This window comes from Bacillus sp. ILBB4 (assembly GCF_035064545.1).
Classification (GTDB): domain Bacteria; phylum Bacillota; class Bacilli; order Bacillales; family Bacillaceae_H; genus Priestia.
This window is the reverse complement of record NZ_JAIQVD010000002.1, coordinates 204,476-231,438: the sequence shown is the minus strand read 5'-3', so window position 1 is coordinate 231,438 and position 26,963 is coordinate 204,476. Positions and strand designations below refer to the sequence as shown.

The window sequence follows — 26,963 nt, the reverse complement described above, 5'->3', positions numbered from 1 at the left end:
GCATCTCAGTTTGATGCATGCTTTTTTCATTTGAACCAGCCTTTTTCCTTAAAGCGAGTAATGGCTTCAATGCGGTTCTTTACTTCGAGTTTGTCCAGAATGGTAGAAATATAATTGCGCACCGTTCCAGTCTTAATAGATAGTTCGTCAGCAATTTCTTTTGTGTTTTTTCCATCAGCTACTAGAGCTAATACTTCTTTCTCTCTAGCTGTAAGAGGACTGGTAGATTCACTATATAAGTCATCCACTAATTCTGGAGCATAGAGGCGCCTGCCTGCCATCACGCTTCGAATGGAATTTGCGAGTTCTTCACTTGGACTATCTTTTAGTAAGTATCCGCTTACGCCTGCTTTCAAAGCTCTTTGAAAATAGCCGGAGCGAGCGAACGTTGTCAAAATGATGACTTTGCAGTTTAAATCTTTCAGTTCCTCTGCAGCTTCAAGTCCAGTTTTAAGAGGCATCTCGATATCCATTACGCATATATCTGGCTGGTGCTGCTTAGCAAGTGATACCGCTTGTTCCCCATTTGAAGCTTTTCCGACAACTTCCATGTCATCTTCTAAATTTAACAAAGAGCCTAAAGCCCCTAACATCATTTGCTGATCTTCGGCAATGACAATTCGAATCATAATTGTTCCTCCTTAATATGTTTAACGATGTTTGGAACTGTAATATGAATAATCGTCCCTCCTTGACTGGAGATATCAAGATGGCCGTTTACAAACTCCAGCCGTTCTTTCATTCCTAAAAGACCGTTTCCTTTCCAGCAGGTTTTCTTCGTATTAATACCAACTCCATTGTCTTCTACCGTTATGCCTACTTCTTTTGCAGACTGATGTAAAGTAATCGTGCAAACTGTGGCTTGACTATGTTTGACCACATTGGTTACTGCTTCTTTTAAGCACATGCTAAGAATATTTTCAATTAGCAACGACACATTCTCTAATGAAATGGCCTCTTCTCCTACAAACTTAATTTCGGCAGCTTCTAAAAGCTCCTGAACGCGTTTTAGTTCTTCACTAAGGCGGATTCCACGCATTTGAGAAACCATGTTTCTCACTTCATTAAGAGCCGTGCGCGCTGTTTGCTGGACATCTTTTAATTCTGATTTTGCTTTTTCAGGATCTTTTGTAATAAGTTTTCTTGCTAAATCACTTTTTAGACCGATAAGAGACAGCTTTTGTCCTAACGTATCGTGCAGATCGCGAGCTATCCGCTGGCGTTCTTCCTGTTTTACAAGCTCAGAAATACGTTTATTTGCATCTTCAAGCTGTTCTTCCAGCCGGTCTCGCTTCTTCCGATTATAAATGCTAAATGGCAGTACAATCACACTGATGGAAATTACAAAAATGAAAGGCAGCTGTTTTAAAAAGATCTCTTCTTGCATAACAACGTTAAAGTTTACCGAAATAACGGTGCTAATTAAATGAACAGCATACAAAGTAAAGAAAGCGAGCCGTTTTTGGATATTTCCAATAAAATAAGCGATAAAAAAAGCAAAGTAAAAGGCAAAGTAAATATAATTGAAAATAGTTGTCAGGGCTAAGGAAATAACGATTAACAAAGCCGTCCATACGTAAACGGACTTGTCCGTTGAAACAAATGCAAAACGATAGAAAATAAAAAATAAGATGGTGAGTAACGAACCAACAATAATGTGATTCATGGATGAAGACTGTAAGATAAAATAAAATGGTAAAATGGCAAATACCGTCCATATGTAAGGAGATAGCCCAGTGATTTTTTGGAAAAACGTATATTTTTTCATAAAGAACCTCGTTTACTTGTTAAAATACACTATTAGTTTACCACAAAGTAGAATGAAATAAGTTTAGACGGATAGATAAAACAGTCAAGCTTTTGAAAGCTTGACTGTTTTGTTTTATTAAAGTTCTGCTTTTGTTTGAGATGACATTCTGCTTGCTTTTGGTACAGCTGAGCGTGTTTTTATTTCTTTAAAGCTCACAAACATTTTGTTTTCTTCATCCCATAGACGGAATCGAAGAGAGCGAAGACTTGTTGCGAGTGTAATGGTTGGTACATTTTGAAGAGGCTGTGTGTGTTGATGAACAGCTTCAAGCTTATAGTTGGGCACTCTTGGGCTTAAATGATGTACATGGTGAAACCCAATATTGCCTGTTAGCCATTGCAATAGTTTTGGAAGCTTGTAAAATGAACTTCCTTCAACGGCTGCTTTTACATAATCCCAGTGCTCATCTTCTTCAAAATAAGAGTCTTCAAACTGGTGCTGTACATAAAACAGCCAAATTCCAATTGAACCTGAAATGAAGAAAATCGGTCCTTGAATTAATAGGAACGCCTGCCAACCTACCAACCAGCAGGTTGCTGCCGCTAATGCAACGATCAATACATTTGTAAGGTACGTATTCATTCTTTCATTTTTCTTCGCATTTTTTTGATTGAATCGGTTTGTAATCAAAAATACATATATAGGTCCCACGCCGAACATAATGAACGGGTTGCGATAGATACGGTAAGCGATTTTTTTCCAAATAGAAGCTTCTTTATATTCTGTTACGGTTAACACCCAAATGTCACCCGTACCTCTTTTATCTAAGTTGCTGCTTGTTGCATGGTGAATTGCATGGCTATGTCCCCATTGACTGTAAGGGAACATCGTTAAGACACCGGTAATTGTTCCGAGAATTTTATTGTGTTGTCTACTCTTAAAGAAAGAGTAGTGACAACAGTCATGAAAAATAATGAATATTCTTACTAAAAACCCTGCTGCGATAACAGTTAGCGGAAATGCTAAAAAATAAGAAATTGAAAGGCTCTCATAAGCGAGAAACCACAGTGTGAAAAAAGGTAAAAAAGTATTGATCAATTGTCTTATGCTGTCTTTCATTACTGCTTTTTCAAAAGGTGCAACTTGTTTTCGTAAATTTTTTTGTTTTTGTATAGTCATATGAAATTCCTTTCATCACCGTATATTACCCTCAGTATAAAGGGATTTTTCTGACTATTTAAGACATACGTGTCATATAGAAACTATGACACTTGTCATATATACGTAGGGGGAAGCTGTAAAAAATGAAAAAAAGCGGTATTTAACAGTCTTCGGTTCTGATAAAATTATACAGTGAAGGCTTATTGTTACGGAGCATTTAAGAAGAAAAAAGGAGTTTGAAATGAGTAAAAGAAATAGATGGGTATATCTGCTTCTAGCTATTGTTATCATGGGAGTAGGCCTTTTATCAAGAAAACTTACCGCGTATCTTCCTCACATCGTAAATATATATGCGGGAGATTCGTTATGGGCCTTAATGATTTTTGTCAGTGCGGGTTTTTTGTTTCCTGCATGGAAGACAAAAACGATTGGTATGTTTGCTATAGTGTTTTGTTACTTCATTGAATTTACACAGCTGTATCACGCTCCGTGGATTGATGACATAAGAAAAAATGCGCTAGGAGGGCTCATTCTGGGGTATGGCTTCTTATGGAGAGATATACTAGCCTATTCGATTGGAGTCGCAGCAGGAATGAGCTGGGAGTATTATAGCTATCAATTTAAAAGATCCGCCTAGCAAATACGGTTTAACGAATCTTAGAACTCAGCTGAGGATGGAATAAGCCGTAAGGTTATGAAGCAGGATGTATATACATAAAAATAAACTTATGCATAAAAATTTTTTATTTAAAACCAATTATCTATTCGTTGAACGAGAGGAAGAGAGGGGATTATTTGAATTTAATAGCCTGGATGATTATTGCATGTGAAATCGCTTTTTGGATAGTCATCATTTTAGGATTAGCAACAAGGTATATGTTTAAAAAACAAAAGCTCAGTTTTTTTATTTTAGCTCTAACACCTGTTGTTGATTTTTTTCTTCTGATTGTGACGAGTGTAGACCTTTACCGAGGTGCTACAGCGACCTATGCTCACGCTATTGCAGCCGTGTATATTGGAATTTCGATCGCTTTTGGAAAAAGTATGATTCAATGGGCAGACGAACGCTTTCAATATTATGTGATAAAAAGCGGGGAGAAACCTCGTAGGCGCTATGGAAAAGAATATGCAAAGCATTATTTTAAGTCATGGATACAGCATCTTGTTGCTTACGCTATTGGAGCAGCTCTTTTAGCGGCGATGATGCATATAGTACCAAATGGAAAAACCAACGTGCTGCAAAATGTAGTGGAATTTTGGACAGTTATTGTAGGAATTGATTTTTTATTATCTCTTTCTAATTTCGTTTGGCCTAAAAAAGAAAAAGAGTCCGGTTATACCAACTCATAAAAAGACATCGTCATGCGTGTAAAACAAAAAACCTCCCCGTAGGGAGGTTTTTTGTTTTACCATCCAGGGTATAGGTATATGAATGATGCTTGTCTGAGGTAGTTCAGTTTAGTTGCTTAAGCGGCTAAACTGCTTTTTGTGCAAATATATGTACATTTTATGTAGCATGCATGATAAGAATTCTGTGTATTCCATATACTACCTCATATGAAAGATAGACAAGTGATACAATACAGTTTGTTTTTAGGAGAGCTTTTATGAAAAAACGCCGGTTGGACTTTATTTTTTTATTTATTATTTTACTTTCCATTTATGCTTTCTTTTTTACCTCTATTGATGTTCATTGGAAGTATGCCTTAGTTGGATTATATGGTGTCATTATTTTCATTTGTATGTATTCACTTATGCTTGAAAATCGAACGCCTGAAAGTACGTTGGTTTGGATGTATGTCCTCTTTTTCTTCCCTGTTGCAGGCTTTTTCTTTTATTTGTATTCAGGACAGCTCTATTTAAAGGGGCATATGTTCAAAAAAAAGCGTATGCATAACCGAGAGATGCTTAGAAAGATGGCAGATAAAGAAACGACGCCTGATCTATCGCCGCTTCAATCTCATCAGCGTTACTTTGCTCAGTATCTTCAATGTGTATCTTTGACCAAGATGAATGTTCATACAAAAACCTACGTCCTTAAGAACGGGCAAGAAACGTTTAATGAAATCAAAAAGCATTTGCAATCAGCAAAACAGTTTATTCATATGGAATACTATATGTTTCACTCAGATTCTCTAGGAAAAGAAATCATTGATATTTTAATAAAAAAAGCAAGCGAAGGTATAGAAGTGCGCTTTACATTCGATACAATGGGAAGCTTTACACTATCGGGTTCAGATATTAAACGAATGAAAAAAGCGAATATTAAAGTGCATCCTTTCTTACCTATTAAGTATGGGTTTTTTAATCAAAAATTTAACTTTCGAAACCACCGTAAAATAGTCGTAATTGACGGGGAAGTAGGTTTTGTAGGGGGATTGAATGTTGGGGATGAGTATCTAGGAAAAAACAAAAAAATTGGTTTTTGGAGAGATACTCATCTGATGCTAAAAGGAGAATCTGTTCAAACCTTGCATTCAATCTTTATGTTCGATTGGGAATACGTTTCTGGAGAATGCTTAATTAACAATGAAGCATATACAAAGCCTCATCCTGTCGAAGGCGAAGGCTTTGTGCAAGTGGTGGCGACGGGGCCGGATACGCAGGAAAATATGAGTGATTATTACTATACTATGATTACAAGCGCGACGAAATCAATCTGGATTTCAACCCCTTATTTTGTTCCAAATGAAGCCATAAGAACCGCCCTTCGTATTGCGGCTAGAAAAGGTGTAGAGGTACGAATTATGGTACCAGAAATTAATGATGGCTTTCTGACTCAATATGGAACGAGGTCATATTTTGCTGAACTTCTTCGATGTGGAATTGAAGTATATTCGTATAGAAAAGGTTTTTTGCATCAAAAAATTGTGATTATAGATGGAGATATGGCTTCGGTCGGTACTGCAAATATGGATATGAGAAGTTTTCATCTGAACTTTGAAGTTAATGCATTTTTAATTGAGGGAGAGACGATTCAAACGCTCATCAAAAATTACGAAGAAGATATTGAAGACAGTCATTTGATCAAACCAGTAGCATTTTACAAGCGAAGCTTAGTAGAACGTTCGAAAGAGTCATTTGCGCGCTTATTTTCAGGTGTTTTATAAAATAAAGTTTGTTTTCAAAAAGCAGGAGGAAACGTATGGGTGAATCTCCATTTGTTAAAAAAGATACGTTTGGTCGAAAGTTACATCGCTTAAAAGAACGTACTAAGCCATTTGTCGGGCGTTTTTCACGGTTTGGTCATGTGGCTCAAGGTGTGGTCTATTTTATCATCGGTATATTAGCGATTCAGACAGCTTTCGGATTAAAAGGCGATTTAGTTACTTCTCAAGGAGCCCTACACACAATTGCAAAGCAGCCGTTTGGATTTTTAATTTTAATTGTTTTGGCAGTAGGTTTAAGTGGATATGCGTTTTGGCAAATCATTTCTGCTATTTTTGATCCTCACCACGTTGGGCATGGGGTAAAAGGCGTTTTTACTCGTTTAGGCTATTTAGTTGTAGCCACGTTTTATATTAGTCTTTGTGTGAGTTCGGTAAAAATTTTGCTTCATGCTCACGTTCATACGTCAGGTAAGCATTATCAAACGGTATCAGCCAAGTTGTTATCTTATCCCTTTGGGCAAACCATCATTGCGCTTACAGGTATCGGCGTTATTATCTTTGGGATTGGACAAGTATATTGGGCTCTTTCAGGACGCTTCCTAAAAAAACTAAAGAAAAACGAAATGTCAAAAGAAGAGTGGCGATGGAGCGGGCATATTGGAAAAGTAGGTATTATTGCTCGAAGTATCGTCTTTGGCATTATTGGTTTCTTTCTTATTCGCACGGCTCTTCAAGCGGATCCAGACGAAACGAAAGGGTTAGATGGAGCCCTTGCTGAAGTAGCACAGCGTCCTTTTGGGTCTGTACTGCTGGCTATCGTATCAATCGGGCTTATGGCATACGGAGTATATATGTTTGCAGAATCAAGGTATAAACGAATTGATCCTTAATAAAATTAAAAAGATGAAAAAGCTACTTTTTGGCCTTCTGCTCATATCATATAGCAGATAGATAATGAACAGGAGGAGAGGCAGATGCCATCGGTAGTAGGAGCCGTAAATATTTCGAATGTATTGGTTTCATCTTCAGTGGAGTTTGGTGATTGTCTGGCTATTAAGCCAAAAAGTACAGCTTTTACAACAGTCGGTTCTGGCAGCGGGAACACAGGGAATTTTATGAATATTACAAGCAGTTCCAGTACCGCTAATACAATTGATATGGATATTAAGGATCAAAATGTAGTGGGAAATGCATAAGAAACGAAAGCTTATCGTCATCGGACGGTAAGCTTTTTTATTTGAATTTTACGTATACCCAGACGTTGCTTTACCACAATGTACCTCTAGGATTCTATCTTATAGGAGTAGTAAACTAGACAGGTGATGTCAAAAAGTGGGGAGGCGAAATTATAAAATGAAGAAAATATGTATGAGCCTGATCGTTCTCTGTCTTTTAAGTGGAGGATTGGCCCCGATGAGTAAAGGAGCCGCTGCTTCTTCAGTGGGCACTGTCAAAGGTGACAACGTAAACGTATATCGTTCTCCTTCCTTACATTCTTCTGTTATGCAGACAGTGAAAAAAGGAGAAGAATTTCCTGTCATTTCATCTGAAGCTGGAGATGCAGCTCAGGTTACTACTCATACGGTAGTGCCGGGAGATACACTATGGCTACTAGCTAAGCAATACGGTGTAACAGTCAGTGATCTAATAAAACAAAATCAGCTAAAAAAGACGGAGCTGATTCCAGGACAAACGCTGAAAATACCACCAAAAGGCTTGTTACATAAAGTAGTATCAGGAGATACGCTTTGGAAAGTCTCCGTAAAGTACGGTGTAAAAGCGAATGAATTAACAAAGTTAAATCAGCTATCCTCAACAAATATTAAGCCCGGACAAATGCTTATTATTCCTGATTACTATGTACAAGTACAGCTTTTGGAAGGGAAAAAGGGCTGGATCAAAAAATCTGATTTAGCGCAAAAGAAGCATCAGACTGTAGTTATGGGTTGGAGCTTTAATGAAAAAACAGCAGGCTATACAGAATCGATGAAGCAAAAGAATTTAGACGTTGTTTCACCTCGTTGGTTTACGCTAACGTCGAATGACAAAGTTGTTTCATCTTCTATAAATGAATCATATGTTCAAACGGCTCATAAAAACGGCAAAAAAGTCTGGCCGCTTATTGGTAACAATTTTGATGATGTACTTACACGTGATGTGCTAAGCAACAAAGCAAAGCGGAAAAAGCTTGTATCATCAGTAGAAAGTTCGCTAGTAAAAACAAACAGCGATGGGATCAATGTTGACTTTGAAAACATTAATATCAAAAACAAACAAGATTTTGTTTTATTTATTAAGGAATTAAAAGCAGCGTTAAAACCTCATGGTATGACTATTTCAGTAGACGTAACAAGAGAAAATAATGATCCTTTTTGGTCGGGAAGCTTTGATAGAAAACAGATTGGTCAAGTGGCAGACTATGTCATTATGATGGGATATGAAGAACACTGGGGAGGAAGTCAGGTTCCAGGATCTGTTGCTTCACTGCCTTGGGTGAAAGAAGGCACACAACTTCTTATGAAAGATGTACCTGCACACAAAATCCTTCTGGGAGTTCCTTTTTATACGCGAGAATGGAAAACGGACCTATCGACCAAAAAAGTTGTCACAAAAGACTTAACGATGAAAGAAGCCGAAGCTGTTATCTCTTCTAAAAAGTTAACTAAAAAATGGGATAGCCAAGCCTCACAGTACTATGTAGAATACACGGAAAATGGTACGAAGCATCAAATATGGCTCGAAGACAAAGCATCTATGCAGCGTCGGGTTAAATTAATTAATGACTATCATTTAGGTGGGGCGGCAGCTTGGTATATTGGTTCAGAAACCTCAGATATATGGGAGTTATACACCTTTTAAATAAAAAACACACCTCTTGCTTGATTTAGTGAGGTGTGTTTTTTATTTGCATCATAATGAAGCGCATACATCTATTTACAAACAAGATAAATTTTACAATATATGTTTTTCTTGAGTTAGTTTATAACTATATTCCAAAATGAGCCTATTTAACCTTTTTTTAGTTGAAAACGCTTAATGACTTTACGATAAAGATAATTTATAGTAAATTCAGTTTCTATACAATAAATTTACTAAATGAACAATTAAGCGATTTAATTATTAACTAAGTGAAAGGAATGGATGTTATGGGAAAAGTATTAGTAATAGGCTTTCCAGGTGAAGGGCATGTGAATCCTTCTTTAGGAATTGTAAAAGAGTTGATGGCTCAAGGGGAAAAGGTCGTCTATTACGGCATTGAAGACTATGCTGAAAAAATTCGGAAATCAGGCGCGGAATTTCGTGAATACGAAGATTTTCGTCCAAGTCTTGATATGAGCAACCGGATGACAAACGAAGAGTCTTATGACCGCTATGAAATAATGAATTTGTTTTTAAATGAATCTGAAAATATTATTACTAAAATTATGAGTGAAACGAAACATGAAACATATGATTATGTACTTTATGATTATCACCTTTTAGCAGGTTCCGCTGTGGCCGACCTTCTTCAGCTTCCGAAGGTTTCTCTTTGTACAACATTTGCGTTAAATAAAGAGTTAGCAACTTGTATGATGCCAAGTGGTCAAACAGAACCTGACCAATCTTCCTTTTATCCTCAATTCGAAAAATCATTAAATAAGTTCAACAACCAATATAATACTCAGTTAAAAGATTCCATTGACATTATGTCGAATCCAGGGGATATTACGCTAGTATTTACGTCAGAATTCTTTCAGCCAAACGTATCTGAATTTACGAGTGAGTACAAGTTTATTGGTCCTTCAATTGTTAAACGATTAGACATTGAAGATCCTTCTTACTTACAAAATGAAAATGAAAAAATTATTTTTGTTTCCATGGGAACTATTTTCAATCAGCAGCTAGAAATCTATAACTTATGTGTAGAAGCATTAAAAGATTTTGAGGGCAAAGTTATTTTATCTATTGGTAAAAATACAAAACCTGAAGAATTAGCACACATTCCAGAAAACTTCGTTGTGAAACAATACGTACCGCAGCTAGAAATTTTAAAACGTGCGGATTTATTCATTACTCACGGCGGGATGAACAGCAGCAGTGAAGGTTTATACTACGATACGCCCCTTGTCGTTATTCCAATGGCAGTGGATCAATTTATGGTTGGCGATCGCGTGCAGGAGTTAGGAGCAGGTGTAAAATTAGATAAAAATAATGTATCTGCTGAGCTAATCAAAAATACAGTTAACGACGTTTTAACTACTCACACATATAAACAGCATGCACAACAAATTGGAGAATCACTTCGCTCAGCGGGAGGATACAAGCAAGGAGTGAAAGAAATTTTCAATGTGGCGCCTGTCAAAGCGTAATAGATGTAAGGCAGCTAGATAACTAACAGAGAGGAGTAAATATAATATGCAGACTATAAAAAAAGCAGTTATACCAGCAGCAGGGTTAGGTACTCGTTTTTTACCCGTTACAAAATCTATCCCAAAAGAAATGCTTCCAATTGTAAATAAGCCCGTAATTCAATTTATTGTAGAAGAAGCCTTAAAATCAGGAATCGAAGATATTTTAATTGTTACAGGAAACGGGAAACAAGCAATTGAAAATCATTTTGATCACAATATTCAACTGGAGCACTTGCTTCATCAAAAGGGAAAAACTGAACTATTAGAAGAAATGGAGCATATCTCTGAACTAGCGAATATTCATTACGTTCGTCAAAAAGAAATGAAGGGCCTTGGCCATGCAATTGGCTGTGCTCGACAGTTTATTGGAAACGAACCGTTTGCAGTTTTACTTGGAGATGACTTAACAGACCCAGACCAGCCTTGTTTAAAACAGCTGATTGACCAGTATAACCAAACGGGATCGTCGGTTATCGGCGTACAGCGCGTAGAGGAAGAATCCGTTCACCGTTACGGGATTATAGATCCAAAAGCAAATAAAAACCGGTTATACGAAGTGAATGGTTTTGTAGAAAAACCATCAGTCGAAGAAGCTCCGTCTAATTTAGGAATTATTGGACGCTATGTATTTACACCTGACATTTTTGATTATCTTGAAACGCAGGAAGCTGGAAAAGGCGGGGAAATTCAGCTAACGGATGCTATTCAGCGTATGAATATAGACCGTTCTATTTATGCTTACGAATTCGAGGGCGAACGTTATGATGCAGGAGAAAAATTAGATTTTATTTTTACGACCCTTGCTTTTGCATTAAAGGATGAAGAATTAAAAGCACCTCTTTTAACTAAATTCAAAGAGCTGATCAACAAGGAAGAACAAAAAGAAAAAATTGCTGTACCAATTGGAAAATAACCTTCATTTACACACCTTTCTTCTACTGTTTCTGGAAGAAAGGTGCATTTTTTTGCGGAAATTGAACGTTTGACAGCTGGATAGAAAGGGTTGAAATGAGTTTATGTCGAAAACAGAAAATTCGTTTGTATCAGGCATAAAGATTGTATTTACAGACCGGGATTTTCTAACGATTTTTATTTCATTATTTATTATTGGATTATCTGTTGGCGGCTTTATGCCTTATTTAACGGTTTGGGCAACTAATACATTGCATGCCACTTCTTTTCAAGCAGGATTTTTATTTGTGCCAATGAGCATTATTGGTTTAATCGTATCGTTTTATTTAGCTTCGTTATCAGACAAATGGGGGAAACGAAAGCCATTTATTATTTGGGCGTTACTGATTGGAACCATTTCAAGAGTGCCGTTAGCGTTTACGCATTCTTATACAATAGCACTCATTTTACTTGCTATAGGAGGGTTTAATGCGTTTTCTTTTTTCTTTGCCCTGCTGAATGATTTTATTGTTAAAAAGCAAGAAAGCAAATCGCAGGCAGGTACGATCACTGGTACCGTGCGAATGGCTTTTTCACAAGGCTATATTTTTGGACCTATGCTTGGCGCTTTAATTATTGACCACGGAGGGTATACTCTTTTATTTTTATTATCAGGGTTGTTATCGCTAGCAACTTTAGGGTGGGTTCTTTTTGCGCTTAAAGAAGACAGTATGCCTCAAACTTCAGCTCATGCATCTTCAAAAGCGCCAGCAGGTATACCTTCTGTATTAATAGCTGTATTCGTAGCAGCTCTTTTTATTTTTGCGGGTGATTCCGGGCGTTCTATGTATTTGCCGCTCTACATAACGGATACGTTAAAACAATCCGTTTCGATTGTAGGGGTTCTCTTTACCGTTACATCTGTTTTTGAGCTAGTATTTATGCCGTTAGGGGGCTATTTTTCTGATAAGATCGGAGTTAAACGATTCTTTATCATTGGAATTGCTTGCCAAGTGCTTTATTTTATTTTAACGAGTCTTCATTTACCGCTGAGTGGGTTAATTGTGCTTCAAGTATTTTATGCTTTTATTCTGTCCGCTACAATGGGAGTGGGAATGGTGTATGCTCAGTCACTGGCTCCGCGTCAAATTGGACTAGCCACAACGGCATATATGACGGCTATACAAACTTCAGCAGTTGTCAGCAGCTTAGCTATGGGGGCGCTAGTCAGCGTGATTCCGCTGCCTTCTACTTTTTACATTTTAGCTGTTTTCGCGGTTATTTCAGGTGTGATGTTCTTGTTTTTTTATAATCATGATGAACGCAGGTGCTTTTAGCTGTTGGTTGAAGGGCAAGGCGAAGACTCCTGCGGAAACAGCGGAACAGATGAGACCCCGCAGGAGCGCAAGCGACGAGGAGGCTCATCGGCCGCCCGCGGAAAGCGAAGCCTTGCACGGAAAGCAACAGCGTTCGAGCAAGCAGTCCAGATCATGTATTCAGATTGTTCGTCTTTGGGTTGGATTCATTTTGGTATGTCCAGCCTCTTTTTTTTATGAGGCTGTTTCTTGAATTTGTTCTCTGCGATTTTTATTTAAAATTTTGCGGTAGCGGTAATTAACAAAAGCTGCCGCTGCCATACCTACTACTGAAAGCATCGCATCAAAGATAAAGATAATTGAAATATGCCCAGTTTTAGACATGAGCCCTGTTGCTAAAGGCAATAAAATAGCAGCTAATCCAGCAGCCGTGGCTACAATTCCAGTAACCGTTCCTTTTTTGTTCCAGAAAAGCTCGGTCATAACAGTAATCGCTAATTGAAAGACCCCAGCCGTAGAAAACCCCATGAAAAAAGCAGCTACAATTGCAATAGTAGGTACTTTAACAAACAGAAGCGTAAGTACGGCTATAAGAGTAATCATCGGGTAAACGAGAATAACCGTTACAGGACGAAGCACTTTGCTTAATAATACAGCTAATACTAAAACAGAGATTAAAGCTCCGATGCTGTAGTAGCTTAAAAGGCGAACCGAGCTGCTTTCAGCCATACCTAATACTTGTTGACCATAAGTAGGAAGCCAAATTTGAGCCACTGTAAACAGCGCTGTAGAAGTAAATCCAATCACAATAAGAGCAATTCCTTCTTGTTTCATTTTAGGAGGAGAGATAAATTTATTCTCCGCTGTATTTTGTTGTTGAACTGTACTCTGTTCGCGTTTATGATTGGGAAAAGGCAGTTTGAACATAAAGATCATATTTAGTAAATAAATAAGAGCCGGAAGGAAAAAAGCATACCCATAAAACAAATCACGATCCGCAAAAAAGGCAATCATAAACGGAAGAAGTGCCGCTCCAGCTGAAATAAATGCTTTTACAAGAACACTGGCTGAACCTGAAGATTTAGGAAAAACTTCAATCAAAGCAGGGTACGTTCCAGCGTCCATAGCAGAATTTGCAATACCCGCAATAATGGCAAAGATAAAGGCTGTTGGATAATTTGGCGATAATGGAATGCCAATTAAGAAAATAGCCATCGTCAGAGACGAAACAAGAATCAAAGGCTTTCGTCCGAATTTATCAGACAAGATGCCTGATAGAGAATATGAAAGCAGCTTTCCAATTCCGATAGCAGAAATAATATAGCTGATTCCGGCGCCGTCGGTATTTAATTGTTTTGTCAAAAATGACATATTTGATGCAAGCATGATATTTACCATGCCAAGTAGAAAGTAGTTAATATACATACCTGAAGCTGACAGCATGTACTTATTTTTCATCGTTTACACATCCTTACGTAAATAAAGCTTATATGAAATGGATAAAAGTAATCACCTGTTTCTCCTTTTTTCTCCGTCATTTATAAACCTACTTCCATGATAAGTTTATGAAGACATTACCTTTACCTTTTATCATTGGATTCATTCAGTTCTTTTTAGTATGTGACTAAATGCGTGCATCTAGTGCTTTAAATCAATATGGAATCTATTCTAACATGTTTTTAGCGCTTTAAACCAAAAAAGTGATATTTTATAAAAAAAACCCTGTCTTCTTTCGCGGCTTCACTAAAGAAACCCCACAAAAAACGTTCGCTTTAAAGCCTGGCTATACAAGAAATGCCTCCTAATGGTGGTTATTAAAAAGGGGAAAAGGGTATTTATAAACTAAGGAAAAAGAAACAAAGGAAGAAAGGTGGAAACAATGAAGCACAAAGTATTTTTTGATGCGGAATGTCCTTTATGTTACAACGTAAAAAAAATAATTAAAGCGCTGGACTGGACGAACCAAATCCAGTGGATTCCAGTTCAATACATTGAACGAACAGAGTATAGTTATTTAAAAAAAGAAGGAAGGGATTTGTATGACCAAATTCATATGGTAACCAAAAAAGGTGAAGTGCTAGCAGGATTTGAGACGGTTAGACGGCTTTTAACTGTTTTGCCTCTTACATTTCCAATCGGCGTACTTCTGCACTTACCATTGATGAAGAAAGCGTTCAGTCCGCTATACAATTGGGTCTCCACAAACCGATACGACTGGTTTGGACGCTACGATTCGCCCCGAACCACATAAACATATAAAAGGGACGAGCTTTGAAAAAGCTTGTTCCTTTTGTTTTGAAGACATTATACTTTATACATACCTTAATTTTAAAAAAACGTTAATTTAGTGTGACTTAGACGCGTAAATTCTAGAAAAACAGCTATAGCTGAAAGGGAGAACTTATATGATAACAAAATGGACAGCTGAACGAATGCCCGATGTAACGGGAAAAACAGCCCTTATAACGGGAGGAAACAGCGGTATTGGATTTGAAGCTGCAAAGGCTCTAGCTGCGCGCGGAGCAGAAATCATTCTTGCTGTACGTAATGAAGCAAAAGGGAAAGAGGCTGAAAAGAGAATTAAAGCGGCTAACGGGAATGCTAAAGTGACGATTATGTCATTAGATCTCAGTGACTTGAGCTCTATTCGACATTTCACCAATCAATTTCTTCAACAATACTCGTCTTTGAATCTTCTCATTAATAATGCAGGCGTGATGGTGCCGCCTCACAGCAAAACGAAAGATGGATTTGAACTGCAGTTTGGCTGTAATCATTTAGGGCATTTTGCATTGACGGGTTTGCTTCTTCCTTTGCTAATGGAAACTCCACATTCACGAGTCGTAACGGTAAGCAGTATAGCTGCTAATTCTGGAGAAATCTATTTTGATAATCTAGACGGGGAAAAAGGCTACAGTCCAATGAAGTTCTATAGACAAAGTAAACTCGCCAACCTGTTGTTTGCAAAAGAATTGCAAAACCGCTTAGAAGCAGCTGGATCAACGACAATTAGTGCCGCTGTGCATCCAGGCATTTCGAATACTAACCTATTATCACGCGGTTCAGGCAAAGAGCCAAACGCTTTGTTGAAATTTTTAGTCAAGCTATTTAGTCAATCTGCAGAAATGGGCGCGCTGCCTACTCTTTATGCAGCCACTGAATCAATAGAAGGAGGTGCGTATATTGGGCCAGACGGAAAAGCTGCTAAAAAAGGATATCCTGTAAAAGATATGATGGGAGATGTTTTATTTAAAGCGGACGTAGCGGAAAAACTATGGAGCGCATCGGAAGAGTTAACAAAAGTGACATATATATTCAAGAAAAGGTAAAAACCAGCGGCTATTGGCCGTTTTTTATCTTTTTTTGAATAAAAACATTATAACGTTATATTTACTTATTTAATTCTTTATGTTATTCTACATTTGTAAAAGCAGAAAAATAATTAACATTAGTGTAAGCGTCATCATAAGGGGAGTGAACGAAATGGAGAATCGGTTTCTATTACGGAATGTCAAATCGGTCACTGAAAAAGAGTTTGATATTGTTATAGAAAATGGAAAAATCTCTGAGATAGCAAAAGCTGGTGAAGGAAAAGCACCGCTTGTTTATGATTACTCAGGAACCTACATATCAAGCGGATGGATTGATTTACATGTTCATGCATTTCCAGATTTCGAGCCGTATGGAGATGAGATAGACGAGATAGGAGTGAAACAAGGAGTAACAACACTTGTAGATGCAGGTAGCTGCGGTGCTGATCAAATAGCAGATTTAGTTCAAAGCCAATATGCAGCAAAAACTAATTTGTTAGCGTTTTTAAATATTTCGCGTATTGGTCTAAAACGCACAGATGAGCTTTCAAATATGGAGTGGCTAAAAGCGGAAAAAATTTTGGAAGCCATGAAAGCATACAGAAGCATTATTGTAGGTTTAAAAGCCCGTATAAGTAAAAGTGTAGTAGGTAAAAGGGGTATTGAGCCTTTATATTTTGCTCGAAAAATGTCTAGTGAAATTTCACTTCCATTAATGGTTCATATCGGATCTGGCCCTCCTGCTATTGAGGAAGTTGTTTCGATTCTAGAAAAAGGAGACATTATTACTCACTATTTGAATGGAAAAGCTAATAATCTATTTGATAATGAAGGAAAGCCGCTTCCACTCCTAATGGAGGCCATCCAACGAGGTGTTCATTTGGATGTAGGGCATGGAAATGCAAGCTTTTCGTTTCAAGTAGCAGAAGCTGCCAAAAAGCATAATGTTAAATTCGATACAATCAGTACAGATATTTATCGGAAGAACCGACTAAATGGGCCTGTATATAGCTTAGCTCATGTATTATCTAAATTTCTTTATTTAGGATACAGCCTTGAAGAAGTAGTTAATGGTGTTACTGTTAATGCGGCAAAATGGCTTAACAGACCCGAGTTAGGAAGGATACAAGTTGGAGAGCGTGCCAATTTAACTCTCTTTACTATAGAAGACGAGCCTGTTCTGTTTATTGATTCCGAAGGAGAGCAGAGAGAAGGTAAGCAAATAATTAAAGCAAAAGGAGTAGTTGTAAATGGAACGTTCATTGAATGCTAAATATGGCTTGAAACGAGTAATTAATGCGAGCGGCCGAATGAGCATCTTAGGAGTATCAGCACCAACTGATACAGTAATGGATGCAATGAAGCAAGGAGGACAAAATTACGTTGAGATTGCTGATTTAGTTGATAAAGCAGGTGACCATATTGCTGACATTCTAGGATCAGAAGCAGCTGTGGTTGTTAACTCAGCTTCAAGTGGAATTGCTCTCTCTATTGCTGCTCTTGTTACACAAGGAAACCGCCGTAAAAGCGAGCGCCTTCATCAAGAAGTCATCTCAAAAAATGAAATTATTATGCTGAAAGGTCATAACGTACAGTACGGGGCCCCAGTTGAAACCATGGTTTATTTAGGTGGCGGAAAGCTTATTGAAGTTGGCTATGCTAATGAGGGTAGAGCAACTCATATTGAAGAAGCGATTTCCGAAAATACAGCTGCTATCCTTTATGTGAAGTCTCATCACACTGTTCAAAAAAATATGATTTCTGTGGAAGAAGCGTGGGAAGTTGCACAGAAGAATAATATTCCATTGATTGTGGATGCCGCGGCAGAAGAAGACCTTCAAAAGTATGTAAAATACTCAGACCTTGCGATTTATAGTGGTTCAAAGGCAATTGAAGGTCCAACGTCTGGAATTGTTGGTGGTAAACGTAACTACATTGAATGGTTGAAAGTTCAATTACATTGCATTGGAAGAAGTATGAAAGTTGGTAAGGAAACAACGTTTGGATTACTTCAAGCTCTTGATGAGTATCGCGAGAAAAAAGATAAAAGTGAACAAGAAAAAGAAAGTTTACAAGCATTGATGTCATTAAAAGATATAGAAGGCGTGAATGTGACAATTGTACAAGATGAAGCAGGTCGAGCTATATTCCGTGCACGAATTCAAATCAGTCCAGAACGGGCTAATACAACTGCGAAAGAGGTTGTAAAAGAGTTGTGTGAAGGTGAAATTGCTATTTATACACGCGATTATGGGATAAGACAAGGATATTTTGACATCGATCCCAGACCTTTAAAGGGCGACGATATACATGTAATTGAGTCTAGAATACGCGAAATTGTGGGAGGAAAGTGACATGTCAAACATTACAAAACGTTTTTATAAAGAGCGCGCAGCGTTAAACGTATTAGCAAACAGTATCGAAAATGCCAAAGAAGTATTTGAGGCTGCAGAAGGGCATGTCTTAGTAGGCGTGTTATCCAAGGATTATTCTACTGTCGAAGAAGCAGTAAAAGCAATGAAAGAATACGGAAAAGAAATTGAAGAAGCAGTATCAATCGGTTTAGGGGCTGGAGACAATCGTCAGGCAGCTGTAGTAGCAGAAATTGCAAAGAACTATGCTGGCAGTCATATTAATCAAGTATTTCCCGCTGTTGGAGCAACACGTGCTAATCTAGGTGAAAAGGATAGCTGGATTAATAGTTTAGTGTCCCCAACTGGAAAAGTCGGCTACGTAAATATTTCGACTGGTCCAGTTAGTGCAGCGCATAATGAACAAGCTATTGTACCAGTAAAAACGGCTATTGCCCTAGTCCGTGACATGGGAGGCAACGCGCTCAAGTATTTTCCTATGAAAGGGTTAAGCCATGAAGAAGAATTCCGAGCTGTGGCACAAGCATGCGGCGAAGAAGGATTCGCTCTAGAGCCAACTGGCGGAATTGATAAAGAAAACTTTGAAACAATTTTGCGTATTGCTTTGGAAGCGGACGTCCCAAAGATTATTCCACATGTCTACTCGTCAATTATTGACCAAAAAACAGAAAAGACAAAAGTAGATGATGTACGTGAGTTACTTGAAAAGATGAAAAAGTTAGTTGATCAGCATGGCTAAGAATTTTGCAGCATTTGGCGAGGTAATGATGCGTTTACAAGTACCAGGATATGAATTACTTTCTCAAGCTAATACATTAAGCTATTCGTTTTCTGGTACAGGGGTAAATGTAGCGGCGGGATTAGCTAACTTCGGATATACGGGATATTTGATTTCTGCTTTACCGGATAATGCTGTGGGAGATGCGGCTTTATCTTATCTTAAAAAGTTAGGTATTTCACAGTCATTTATTAAACGCAGCGGAAAACATGTCGGTATGTATTTTTTAGAAAATGGATTTGGGTCCCGGTCTAGCCGGGTTACATATACCAACCGTTTAGAAAGCAGCTTCAACAGAGCTCCTGAAGGCATATATGATTTTGAGAATATTGCAGAGAAAGTAGATGTGGTGCATTTTTGCGGAATCTCTCTGGCAATGAATGATTCCGTCCGGTCCCATATGAAATCCTTTGCCAAAGCGGTAAAAGAACGCGGTGGTACGGTCGTATTTGACTGTAACTACCGTCCGTCTCTATGGGGAGATGGAGGATATGAAAACGCAAAACCTCATTATGAAGATATGCTGTACCTTGCAGATATCGTAATGATGAATGAACAAGATGCTATGCACATTCTTAAGATGGAAACAGAAGAAGCAAGCAGAAGAGAGCAGCTGATGAAACTAATTCCAAAGGTAGCAAAGAAATACGGCCTTTCTGTCGTAGCCGGCACGCACCGATCTATTAATAAGGACAATAAGCACTCTTTATGCGGTTTTATATATAAAAATCATACATTTACATTTTCTGATACGATTACTTTTTCTGTCTATGATAGAATAGGCGCAGGAGATGCCTATACAAGCGGCATTTTATATGGCGAGTTGGAGAGCTTTTCAGCAGAAAAAACTGTTGCATTCGCTGTAACAGCGGGAGTGCTTGCTCATACAATCGTAGGCGATACTCCTATGTCATCTCAGTATGATATACAAAAAGCGATGACAGAATCAGTAGGCGATGTAGAAAGGTAGAGGATGTAATAGTGAACGTATCTCGAAAAAAAGGACCATTGTATTTGCAAATAAAAAATATCTTAAAAGATCGAATTTTGCATGGCGTGTATCCCATTCAAACAAATATTCCTTCTGAACCGCAGCTGGAAGAGGAATTTCAAGTAAGTAAAATTACGGTTCGAAATGCTATCAAAGAACTTGTGAAAGATGGATATTTAGAAACAAAAAGCGGTAAAGGAACAAAAGTTATTCGAAATACATCCATTTCAAGGCTGTCAAAAGGAAAACGCTTTACCGAAGTGTTGGTGGAAAAAGGGCATATCATTCAAAAAAGGCTGCTTGGGGCAGAGACAATTGAAAATGCACCAGAAACAACTTTATATACGCTGTTCGGTGAGCAATGCATTCGAATAGAACGTCTTTACTATTTAGATAATGAACCTTATATTCATTACACGCATTATTTAACCATGCAGCGCATGGAAGGGATAGAATTAACACACTTAAATGCACAATCGTTATACGATTTGATTGAAGAACAGGATATTTCATTGGAGAAATTTCGAGATCAGTTTGCTGTTGCAAAAGCTGATTCTTATGTAGGAGAAAGACTAAATATGCAGGCCGGAGAAGCGCTATTAAAAAGATCACGATATTCATATGATGAAGAAGGAAATATCATCGAATACAGTGAGGGCTATTATAATACAGAGATGCAGCAATACATTGTGAATTACGATATTTAAGAAGTGCGAGAAGAATACATATTCTTTTCGCCTGAAAAATGAGAGCGTTTACTAAATGGGGGAAAAGAGGAATTTAGTATGGATATGTATCTATTGCTTGTGACATGCCTAGCAATTGTTATTGTTGTATTAGGAGTCTCTTGGTGGAAGTGGCATGCTTTTATCAGCTTAACCGTTGCCAGTTTATTTCTGGCTATTATGTCAGGGCTTTCGATGGACAAAATTGTGGGAGCTTATGAAACAGGAGTGGGCAGTGTTTTAGGTCACCTTGTTGGAATCTTGGCGCTTGGAACGATTTTAGGAAAAATGATGTCAGACTCAGGTGCTGGCATGCAGGTCGCGGAGTTTTTCATTAGGTTTTTTGGAATCAAAAAGTTGCCATGGGCGATGCTCTTTGCTGGTTTTATAATAGGCATTCCGGTTTTTTTTGAAGTCGGAATTGTTATTTTACTGCCGTTAGTAATTTCTATTCATAAAACAACAAGACAAAATATTCTATTAATTGCACTACCTGTAATTGCAGGACTATCGATTGTACACGGTCTTGTTCCCCCCCACCCGGGAGCGATGACAGCCATTGGAATATATAATGCAGACTTAGGAAGAGTTTTGCTCTATTCATTGGTTATTGCTCTTCCAGCAGCAATAGTAGCAGGTCCCGTATTCGCAAAATGGGTGCATAAACGTGTGATTCCTGAAGGGGAACCTGAATTAATTCGTGTCAGCACTTCATCTAAAAAATTACCTAAAACAGGTATTTCATTTTTCATTATCTTATTACCTGTGTTATTAATGGTGTTATCTGTTATGGCTCCGTATATACCGCTTTCTAGCTTTTTAACTAAATTTTTTGTGTTTATCGGCAGTCCTGTCATCGCACTTTTAATTTCTTGCTTTGCCGCATTTTATCTTTTAGGCATGCGTCAGGGAATGAAGAAAAATGTGATTAAAAAATTAGTGGAAGAGTCTTTACTTCCGGTCGGATCTATTATTTTAATTATTGGAGCTGGAGGGGGATTTAAACAAATTTTAATTGATAGCGGTGTAGGTACATCAATTGCTCAAATGTCTGAGCAATTATCGCTTTCTCCTATTGTCTTAGCATTTATGGTAGCAGGATTAATTCGTATTGCTACAGGATCAGCAACCGTTGCATTAACAACAGCCGCCGGCATTGTTTCACCAATCATTGTGCATATGTCTGGAGTTAATCTGGAACTGCTGGTTATTGCGACAGGAGCAGGATCACTAATGTTCTCTCATGTAAATGATGCAGGTTTTTGGCTAGTAAAAGAATATCTTGGTTTAACAGTAAAAGAGACGTTTAAAACTTGGACGGTCCTAGAAACACTGCTCTCGTTTATTGCTTTTGGAGGCGTTTTATTATTTGATATTTTTATTTAAAATTTGCCTCCTTCTAATTATTTTGGAAGGAGGTTTCCTAGTTGACTTGAAATATAGTATTTGTAGAATAAGGGGGCAATGTATATGACGTGGTTAAAAGAAATACTCGGAACGGAAAAAGCTATTATTGCTATGTGTCACTTGTTACCGTTGCCGGGAGATCCATATTTTAATAATGAAAAAGGCATGGACTATGTGGTAGAAATGGCAAGAAAGGATTTGCATGCTCTTCAAGAAGGCGGAGTGGATGCCATTATGTTTTCAAATGAGTTTAGCATGCCATATTTAACGGATGTTAAAACGGAAACTGTAGCTGCGATGGCCCGAATTATAGGTGAATTGATGTCGGAAATTAAAGTGCCCTTTGGGGTAAATGTATTGTGGGATGCTAAGAAATCTTTGGATTTAGCGGCTGCTACAGGGGCTAAATTTGTTAGAGAAATTTTTACAGGCGTATATGCAAGTGATTTTGGTACTTGGAATACCAACGTTGGAGAAACAATTAGACATCAGCATCGAATTGGGGCACAAAACGTTAAATTATTATATAATGTTGTTCCTGAATCTGCTGCGTATTTGGCTGAGCGGGAAATTGAAAGTATTGCTGCATCTACGGTATTTAATAATAGACCAGATGCACTATGTGTATCTGGATTAACCGCAGGGGACAAGACGGACGTGCAGTTATTAATGCGCGTAAAGGAGGCTGTTCCCAATACAATTCTACTTGTTAATACAGGAGTTAATTTCACTAATTTCAAAGAACAGTTATCTATTGCTGATGGGGCAGTTGTAGGTACAACATTTAAATACGACGGCAAATTTGAAAACCATGTGGATGTTGATCGTGTAAAAAAATTCATGGACAAAGTAAAAGTTTTTCGTGACAATCTTTAAACGAAAGAAGGGGTAAAGATGAATCAATTAGCTTTTATTTTTGATATGGATGGCGTAATTGTCGACAGTGAACCTGTATACCGCATCCGTAATAAAGACATCTTTAAAAAGCTGGGAATAGAAGTAGATGAGGATACACAGCTCAATTTCATTGGAGGAACAGCTAAAAGAAAATGGACAATATTAAAAGAGCAATTTTCACTGTCCCCACCCAATTTGGAGAATACAAACTCTCTGGTCAATTAACTTTTATTGTAGCAACGATTTAATAAAAAACGAGCCTTTTCATATTAATTAGAATCTTAACTATACAAATTAAACGTAAAAACAGCTCTGTAATCGGAGCTGTTTTTTGTTGCCTGAAAAGCTGTTTGTTAGAGATTTAAATAAAAAAAAGAATGTTGGATAGCATAATGATAAGTAAATGTACAATGAGTATGCTCTATTTTCAAAGAAACAGACGTACTCAACAAAGCTGAAGAAGCGGAGGGAAGTAACAGTGCCTGACAAACCTAGTATTACCTCAAGCGAAATTGGGACGCTGTGGATGACATATCAGCAGAAAACGTTAATTATTTGCTTGTTAGATTATATGATTGAACATGCGGATGATGAAGATGCTAAAACAATTATGACGGACTTGCGTGAGCAGCTCATTATATACATACGAAAAATAAAAACCATATTTGAAAAAGAAGGAGCGGTAGTGCCAATGGGGCTTTCATCTCAAGACGTAAATGTACAGGCTCCAAAACTATTTACTAACGGATTTGATATTATGTTTCTTCGTGTCATCAAAGAAATTAGTATGGGGATGTATACATTAAGTTTAGGCAAGGCCTACAGAGAAGATGTGGTGAAATTTTATCAAGATTTAACAAAAATTACGCAAGAGTGCTACGATTCCTGTACGCAGTACTTATTGAGAAAAGGAATTTTATCACGTCCACCCTATATTCCAATGCCAACTACCGTTGAGTTTGTTTCGGATAGAAAATATCTGAGCGGCTTAAATGTATTTGCGGACAAAAGAGTACTAAATACGATGGAGCTAGCGCAGATTTATCATGGAGTCGAAACAAACATTGTCGGGATGAAGTTAATGAAGGCTTTTTCTCAAACGGCGAAAGATACCGAAGTGAAAAAGCATTTTTTGAAAGGAAAAGAGCTTAGTAAAAAAATTATTACGCGACTTGAAGAAATAATTATACAAGACGATATTTCACCTTCTGTTGCCTCAACAGGAAGCATAACGACTTCTGAAACGCCTGCTTTTTCGGATCGTTTGATGCTGACATGCGATATTTTACTAAGTAACTTCAGTATCGGAAGTCAGGCGTTTGGAGCAGCATTTAGTTTTCGAAGAGATATTGTGGCTAAAATGATGCTGATAGGAGAAGAGGCGTTTCAATATGCAAGCGAAGCAACAGAAATTATGATCAAAAAAGGCTGGCTTGAAGTTCCGCCAAGTATTGATTAGCTAAAAGGAAAGCCTCTTTCATGCATTGTAAATGGAAGTTTATATATCTTTACACACCTTTAACCTTTTATTCAAGTTGATTTAACAGACTGCGTGTACAGTTAAGTTATGTCAATAATAAACAGTAAAGGGTGTAAACAATGAAAAAACGTGCAATTGGAGCGGCAGTATTATCAGCGGTAACTGTAGCAGCGCTGGCATTTGGAACAAATTTACCAACAGATGCTAAAGCAGCTAAAGGCGTAAATAACCAAAAAGCTAAAAATGTTATTCTTTTTGTTGGAGACGGTATGGGTACCGATCATCGTGATGCGATCCGACTCGCCGCCGTAGGAGCAAATGGAAAGTTAGCAATGGATGATATGCCGGCAGTAGGGAGAGTCCATACATCTTCAGGAAATTCATTTGTTACGGATTCTGCTGCAGCTGCTACAGCCATGGCTTCAGGAGTTAAAAGTTATAATGGCGCTATTGGCGTAAATATGAAAGGAAAGCCTGTTCAAACAGTTTTAGAAAAAGCAAAATTAGCTGGGAAAACGACGGGGCTTGTGACAACAAGTCAAGTAACAGACGCAACTCCAGCTGCTTTTGGCGCACATGTTAAAGATCGAAGTGCTCAAAGTGACATCGCGAAGCAGTATCTTGAAAACAGTAAGATAGATGTGATTCTAGGTGGCGGAGAAGATTATTGGTACACAAAAGGAAATGAAGGTGCACATCCAGATGCCCCGCCAGAAGATAAAACTGAAGGGAGCAAAGGAACGCAAGGAAACTTAGTAAACAAAGCACAAAAACTTGGGTATACGTACGTTAATAACGAAAATGAATTAAAATATGCTAAAGGAACAAAATTGCTTGGTCTGTTTGCTAATGAAGAAATGTTTCAACAAGCTCCTGAAGGCCAAGGTGATGTGTACAACCCTCAAGTATCTCTAAAAGACATGACAAAAAAAGCAATCAATACGCTATCACAAAATAAAAAAGGTTTCTTTCTTGTAGTAGAAGAGGAAGCCATTGATGAAATGGCTCATAATAATAATGCTGAACTCATGATTAAAGCAGGTAAGCAGCTTGATGATACGGTGAAGATGGCTAAAGCTTATGCTAAAACACACCCAGACACTCTCGTATTAGTAACAGCTGACCATGCAACCGGAGGTTTAGCACTTGAAAAAGTAGACAATAAAGATAACGGTGGAGATGAAGTATCAAAAGAAGATGGGCCATTTGCAATCGCTCATTCAAAAGAGCAGTTCGTTGCGGATTGGACAACTGAAGAGCATACGTCATCAGACGTTCCTTTAAATGCAATGGGTGCCGGCTCAGAAAGATTTACTGGAGTATACGAAAATACGTATTTACATGATGCTCTTCTAAAAGCAATGAATTTAAAATAAGCGAGATAAAAGTACGGTGTTGATTTAATATACTTAGTATGTAAATCAACACCGTATTTTTTGCTTTGTGTGAGCAAGTTATGATGGAGTTTCTTCAAAGGTATGCTACGATAAGAATTATCTTGAATTGAAGAGGTGTCACGATGAAAATAGAAGTATGGTCAGATTTTGTCTGTCCTTTTTGTTATATTGGAAAGCGCCGATTAGAGCAAGCGCTTCAGCAATTTGCACACAAAGATGATGTGCAGGTTGAATTTAAAAGTTTCGAGCTGGATCCAAACGCCCCAGTTAATACTGGCAAAACAATTAATGAAGCTCTTGCTGCTAAATATGGAATGACGATTGAACAAGCGAAGCAAGCAAATGAAGGAATCGGACAGCAGGCAGCTAGTGTGGGCTTATCCTTTAATTTTGACGATATGAAGCCAACTAATACATTTGATGCTCACCGCTTAGCTAAATTTGCAAAAGCTCAAGGAAAAGAAGCAGCCATTACAGAAAAACTCTTATATGCATACTTTACTGAATCAAAACATCTAGGTGAAGAAGAGACGCTGGTTGCTGTTGCAGAAGATGCAGGTCTTGACCGAGAAGAAGCACGTCAAATTCTCGCGGATAAAAACGCATACGCAAATGAAGTGCGCAGTGATGAAGCAACGGCGCAGCAATATGGCATTAGCGGTGTTCCATATTTTGTTGTTAATCAAAAATATGCGATTTCAGGTGCACAGCCAGTCGAAACATTTGTAGGAGCTCTCCAACAAGTATGGGAAGAAGAAAATCCGACTCCCGCTTTGAAGAGCCTTTCTCCAGAAGGCGCAGATGATGCCTTTTGTGCAGATGGTCAATGTACCGTTCCTGATTCCTCTAAAAACCAACAATAAATAAAAACCAGAAGCGGAATTTCCGCTTCTGGTTTTTATTTATTTGCAAAAAAATTTACAAAAATACAAACATGCGTTCTGTTTTTGTGTTATAATAAGTTTAGAAGCAACAAACCTCGATGA

At 37.9% G+C, this 26,963-nt stretch carries 27 protein-coding genes; 23 read left to right on the top strand and 4 right to left on the bottom strand.

The window, feature by feature from the left end; genetic code table 11:
- Positions 1-26: 26 nt before the first annotated feature.
- The 3 genes from LAV82_RS07410 to desA form a co-directional block, all read right to left on the bottom strand.
- Positions 27-629, bottom strand: a complete 603-nt coding sequence (locus LAV82_RS07410; RefSeq protein WP_013056197.1) for a response regulator transcription factor — start codon at positions 627-629, stop codon at positions 27-29.
- Positions 626-1,768: a sensor histidine kinase gene (locus LAV82_RS07405; RefSeq protein ID WP_013056198.1), complete on the bottom strand. Its 1,143-nt coding sequence runs from the start codon at positions 1,766-1,768 to the stop codon at positions 626-628. Before LAV82_RS07405 ends, LAV82_RS07410 begins: the two co-directional genes overlap by 4 nt.
- A 117-nt stretch (positions 1,769-1,885) precedes the next feature.
- Positions 1,886-2,929, bottom strand: a complete 1,044-nt coding sequence (desA, locus tag LAV82_RS07400) for a Delta(5) desaturase DesA (RefSeq protein ID WP_013056199.1) — start codon at positions 2,927-2,929, stop codon at positions 1,886-1,888.
- Positions 2,930-3,152: 223 nt separating this feature from the next.
- Here desA and LAV82_RS07395 point away from each other — a divergent pair, with 223 nt between their 5' ends.
- The 10 genes from LAV82_RS07395 (at position 3,153) to LAV82_RS07350 (ending at position 12,859) form a co-directional block, all read left to right on the top strand.
- Entirely contained in the window at positions 3,153-3,548 is a 396-nt protein-coding gene (locus LAV82_RS07395) for a ribosomal maturation YjgA family protein (RefSeq protein WP_499715827.1), read from the top strand.
- A 158-nt stretch (positions 3,549-3,706) separates the two neighbouring features.
- The gene (locus LAV82_RS07390; RefSeq protein WP_098325709.1) at positions 3,707-4,261 is read left to right on the top strand and encodes a hypothetical protein; all 555 of its coding nucleotides are present in this window, start codon (positions 3,707-3,709) and stop codon (positions 4,259-4,261) included.
- 257 nt (positions 4,262-4,518) lie between these two features.
- Entirely contained in the window at positions 4,519-6,021 is a 1,503-nt protein-coding gene (gene cls, locus LAV82_RS07385) for a cardiolipin synthase (RefSeq protein ID WP_013056202.1), read from the top strand.
- 35 nt (positions 6,022-6,056) lie between these two features.
- On the top strand, positions 6,057-6,911 hold the full coding sequence (locus LAV82_RS07380) for a DUF1206 domain-containing protein (RefSeq protein ID WP_499715826.1): 855 nt from the start codon (positions 6,057-6,059) through the stop codon (positions 6,909-6,911).
- Positions 6,912-6,995: 84 nt separating this feature from the next.
- The gene (locus LAV82_RS07375; RefSeq protein ID WP_013056204.1) at positions 6,996-7,217 is read left to right on the top strand and encodes a spore germination protein; all 222 of its coding nucleotides are present in this window, start codon (positions 6,996-6,998) and stop codon (positions 7,215-7,217) included.
- A 157-nt stretch (positions 7,218-7,374) separates the two neighbouring features.
- Complete coding sequence (locus tag LAV82_RS07370) at positions 7,375-8,880, top strand: glycosyl hydrolase family 18 protein (protein WP_499715825.1); 1,506 nt, start codon at positions 7,375-7,377, stop codon at positions 8,878-8,880.
- Positions 8,881-9,167: 287 nt separating this feature from the next.
- Positions 9,168-10,370 (top strand): macrolide family glycosyltransferase, encoded by a 1,203-nt coding sequence (locus LAV82_RS07365; protein WP_499715824.1) that lies wholly within the window; start codon positions 9,168-9,170, stop codon positions 10,368-10,370.
- Between the two features lie 46 nt (positions 10,371-10,416).
- On the top strand, positions 10,417-11,325 hold the full coding sequence (gene galU, locus LAV82_RS07360; protein ID WP_029324171.1) for a UTP--glucose-1-phosphate uridylyltransferase GalU: 909 nt from the start codon (positions 10,417-10,419) through the stop codon (positions 11,323-11,325).
- Between the two features lie 103 nt (positions 11,326-11,428).
- Entirely contained in the window at positions 11,429-12,640 is a 1,212-nt protein-coding gene (locus tag LAV82_RS07355; protein ID WP_499715823.1) for a sugar efflux transporter, read from the top strand.
- 3 nt (positions 12,641-12,643) lie between these two features.
- Positions 12,644-12,859 carry a hypothetical protein gene (locus LAV82_RS07350; RefSeq protein ID WP_499715822.1) on the top strand — a complete coding sequence of 72 codons (216 nt, stop codon included), beginning with the start codon at positions 12,644-12,646 and terminating at the stop codon, positions 12,857-12,859.
- On the opposite strand, the gene LAV82_RS07345 is transcribed toward LAV82_RS07350, so the two are convergent.
- Positions 12,854-14,077, bottom strand: coding sequence for an MFS transporter (locus LAV82_RS07345; protein ID WP_013056210.1), 1,224 nt, complete (start codon positions 14,075-14,077; stop codon positions 12,854-12,856). The genes LAV82_RS07350 and LAV82_RS07345 overlap by 6 nt on opposite strands.
- 421 nt (positions 14,078-14,498) lie before the next feature.
- On the opposite strand from LAV82_RS07345, the gene LAV82_RS07340 reads away from it, so the two are divergent.
- The 13 genes from LAV82_RS07340 to LAV82_RS07280 all read left to right on the top strand — a co-directional run bounded on the left by LAV82_RS07340 (position 14,499) and on the right by LAV82_RS07280 (position 26,840).
- Positions 14,499-14,870, top strand: a complete 372-nt coding sequence (locus tag LAV82_RS07340) for a thiol-disulfide oxidoreductase DCC family protein (RefSeq protein ID WP_098449049.1) — start codon at positions 14,499-14,501, stop codon at positions 14,868-14,870.
- Between the two features lie 154 nt (positions 14,871-15,024).
- Positions 15,025-15,948, top strand: coding sequence for an oxidoreductase (locus LAV82_RS07335; protein WP_346254468.1), 924 nt, complete (start codon positions 15,025-15,027; stop codon positions 15,946-15,948).
- A 154-nt stretch (positions 15,949-16,102) separates the two neighbouring features.
- On the top strand, positions 16,103-17,203 hold the full coding sequence (locus tag LAV82_RS07330) for an amidohydrolase/deacetylase family metallohydrolase (protein ID WP_064471494.1): 1,101 nt from the start codon (positions 16,103-16,105) through the stop codon (positions 17,201-17,203).
- Positions 17,181-18,284 (top strand): DgaE family pyridoxal phosphate-dependent ammonia lyase, encoded by a 1,104-nt coding sequence (locus tag LAV82_RS07325; protein ID WP_029324176.1) that lies wholly within the window; start codon positions 17,181-17,183, stop codon positions 18,282-18,284. Before LAV82_RS07330 ends, LAV82_RS07325 begins: the two co-directional genes overlap by 23 nt.
- A 1-nt stretch (position 18,285) precedes the next feature.
- Positions 18,286-19,041 (top strand): 2-dehydro-3-deoxy-phosphogluconate aldolase, encoded by a 756-nt coding sequence (dagF, locus tag LAV82_RS07320; protein WP_013056215.1) that lies wholly within the window; start codon positions 18,286-18,288, stop codon positions 19,039-19,041.
- Positions 19,034-20,050 carry a sugar kinase gene (locus LAV82_RS07315; protein ID WP_029324178.1) on the top strand — a complete coding sequence of 339 codons (1,017 nt, stop codon included), beginning with the start codon at positions 19,034-19,036 and terminating at the stop codon, positions 20,048-20,050. Before dagF ends, LAV82_RS07315 begins: the two co-directional genes overlap by 8 nt.
- Positions 20,051-20,061: 11 nt before the next feature.
- The gene (locus LAV82_RS07310; protein WP_013056217.1) at positions 20,062-20,778 is read left to right on the top strand and encodes a GntR family transcriptional regulator; all 717 of its coding nucleotides are present in this window, start codon (positions 20,062-20,064) and stop codon (positions 20,776-20,778) included.
- 78 nt (positions 20,779-20,856) lie between these two features.
- Complete coding sequence (locus tag LAV82_RS07305) at positions 20,857-22,182, top strand: GntP family permease (protein ID WP_013056218.1); 1,326 nt, start codon at positions 20,857-20,859, stop codon at positions 22,180-22,182.
- A gap of 84 nt (positions 22,183-22,266) precedes the next feature.
- Entirely contained in the window at positions 22,267-23,079 is an 813-nt protein-coding gene (locus LAV82_RS07300; RefSeq protein WP_211078099.1) for a BtpA/SgcQ family protein, read from the top strand.
- Positions 23,080-23,097: 18 nt separating this feature from the next.
- Positions 23,098-23,325 (top strand): HAD family hydrolase, encoded by a 228-nt coding sequence (locus LAV82_RS07295; protein ID WP_013056220.1) that lies wholly within the window; start codon positions 23,098-23,100, stop codon positions 23,323-23,325.
- Between the two features lie 253 nt (positions 23,326-23,578).
- Positions 23,579-24,559, top strand: a complete 981-nt coding sequence (locus LAV82_RS07290; protein ID WP_211078097.1) for a DUF3231 family protein — start codon at positions 23,579-23,581, stop codon at positions 24,557-24,559.
- A gap of 140 nt (positions 24,560-24,699) precedes the next feature.
- On the top strand, positions 24,700-25,956 hold the full coding sequence (locus LAV82_RS07285; RefSeq protein ID WP_211078096.1) for an alkaline phosphatase: 1,257 nt from the start codon (positions 24,700-24,702) through the stop codon (positions 25,954-25,956).
- Positions 25,957-26,099: 143 nt separating this feature from the next.
- Entirely contained in the window at positions 26,100-26,840 is a 741-nt protein-coding gene (locus tag LAV82_RS07280; protein ID WP_211078095.1) for a DsbA family oxidoreductase, read from the top strand.
- Positions 26,841-26,963: the final 123 nt, after the last annotated feature.

What these genes read in the sequence shown, in the direction of transcription:
- LAV82_RS07410 (WP_013056197.1), bottom strand. Translation starts at nt 629, where the DNA reads ATGATTCGAATTGTCATTGCCGAAGATCAGCAAATGATGTTAGGGGCT.
- LAV82_RS07405 (WP_013056198.1), bottom strand. Translation starts at nt 1,768, where the DNA reads ATGAAAAAATATACGTTTTTCCAAAAAATCACTGGGCTATCTCCTTAC.
- desA (WP_013056199.1), bottom strand. Translation starts at nt 2,929, where the DNA reads ATGACTATACAAAAACAAAAAAATTTACGAAAACAAGTTGCACCTTTT.
- LAV82_RS07395 (WP_499715827.1), top strand. Translation starts at nt 3,153, where the DNA reads ATGAGTAAAAGAAATAGATGGGTATATCTGCTTCTAGCTATTGTTATC.
- cls (WP_013056202.1), top strand. Translation starts at nt 4,519, where the DNA reads ATGAAAAAACGCCGGTTGGACTTTATTTTTTTATTTATTATTTTACTT.
- LAV82_RS07380 (WP_499715826.1), top strand. Translation starts at nt 6,057, where the DNA reads ATGGGTGAATCTCCATTTGTTAAAAAAGATACGTTTGGTCGAAAGTTA.
- LAV82_RS07375 (WP_013056204.1), top strand. Translation starts at nt 6,996, where the DNA reads ATGCCATCGGTAGTAGGAGCCGTAAATATTTCGAATGTATTGGTTTCA.
- LAV82_RS07370 (WP_499715825.1), top strand. Translation starts at nt 7,375, where the DNA reads ATGAAGAAAATATGTATGAGCCTGATCGTTCTCTGTCTTTTAAGTGGA.
- LAV82_RS07365 (WP_499715824.1), top strand. Translation starts at nt 9,168, where the DNA reads ATGGGAAAAGTATTAGTAATAGGCTTTCCAGGTGAAGGGCATGTGAAT.
- galU (WP_029324171.1), top strand. Translation starts at nt 10,417, where the DNA reads ATGCAGACTATAAAAAAAGCAGTTATACCAGCAGCAGGGTTAGGTACT.
- LAV82_RS07355 (WP_499715823.1), top strand. Translation starts at nt 11,429, where the DNA reads ATGTCGAAAACAGAAAATTCGTTTGTATCAGGCATAAAGATTGTATTT.
- LAV82_RS07345 (WP_013056210.1), bottom strand. Translation starts at nt 14,077, where the DNA reads ATGAAAAATAAGTACATGCTGTCAGCTTCAGGTATGTATATTAACTAC.
- LAV82_RS07340 (WP_098449049.1), top strand. Translation starts at nt 14,499, where the DNA reads ATGAAGCACAAAGTATTTTTTGATGCGGAATGTCCTTTATGTTACAAC.
- LAV82_RS07335 (WP_346254468.1), top strand. Translation starts at nt 15,025, where the DNA reads ATGATAACAAAATGGACAGCTGAACGAATGCCCGATGTAACGGGAAAA.
- LAV82_RS07330 (WP_064471494.1), top strand. Translation starts at nt 16,103, where the DNA reads ATGGAGAATCGGTTTCTATTACGGAATGTCAAATCGGTCACTGAAAAA.
- LAV82_RS07325 (WP_029324176.1), top strand. Translation starts at nt 17,181, where the DNA reads ATGGAACGTTCATTGAATGCTAAATATGGCTTGAAACGAGTAATTAAT.
- dagF (WP_013056215.1), top strand. Translation starts at nt 18,286, where the DNA reads ATGTCAAACATTACAAAACGTTTTTATAAAGAGCGCGCAGCGTTAAAC.
- LAV82_RS07315 (WP_029324178.1), top strand. Translation starts at nt 19,034, where the DNA reads ATGGCTAAGAATTTTGCAGCATTTGGCGAGGTAATGATGCGTTTACAA.
- LAV82_RS07305 (WP_013056218.1), top strand. Translation starts at nt 20,857, where the DNA reads ATGGATATGTATCTATTGCTTGTGACATGCCTAGCAATTGTTATTGTT.
- LAV82_RS07300 (WP_211078099.1), top strand. Translation starts at nt 22,267, where the DNA reads ATGACGTGGTTAAAAGAAATACTCGGAACGGAAAAAGCTATTATTGCT.
- LAV82_RS07295 (WP_013056220.1), top strand. Translation starts at nt 23,098, where the DNA reads ATGAATCAATTAGCTTTTATTTTTGATATGGATGGCGTAATTGTCGAC.
- LAV82_RS07285 (WP_211078096.1), top strand. Translation starts at nt 24,700, where the DNA reads ATGAAAAAACGTGCAATTGGAGCGGCAGTATTATCAGCGGTAACTGTA.
- LAV82_RS07280 (WP_211078095.1), top strand. Translation starts at nt 26,100, where the DNA reads ATGAAAATAGAAGTATGGTCAGATTTTGTCTGTCCTTTTTGTTATATT.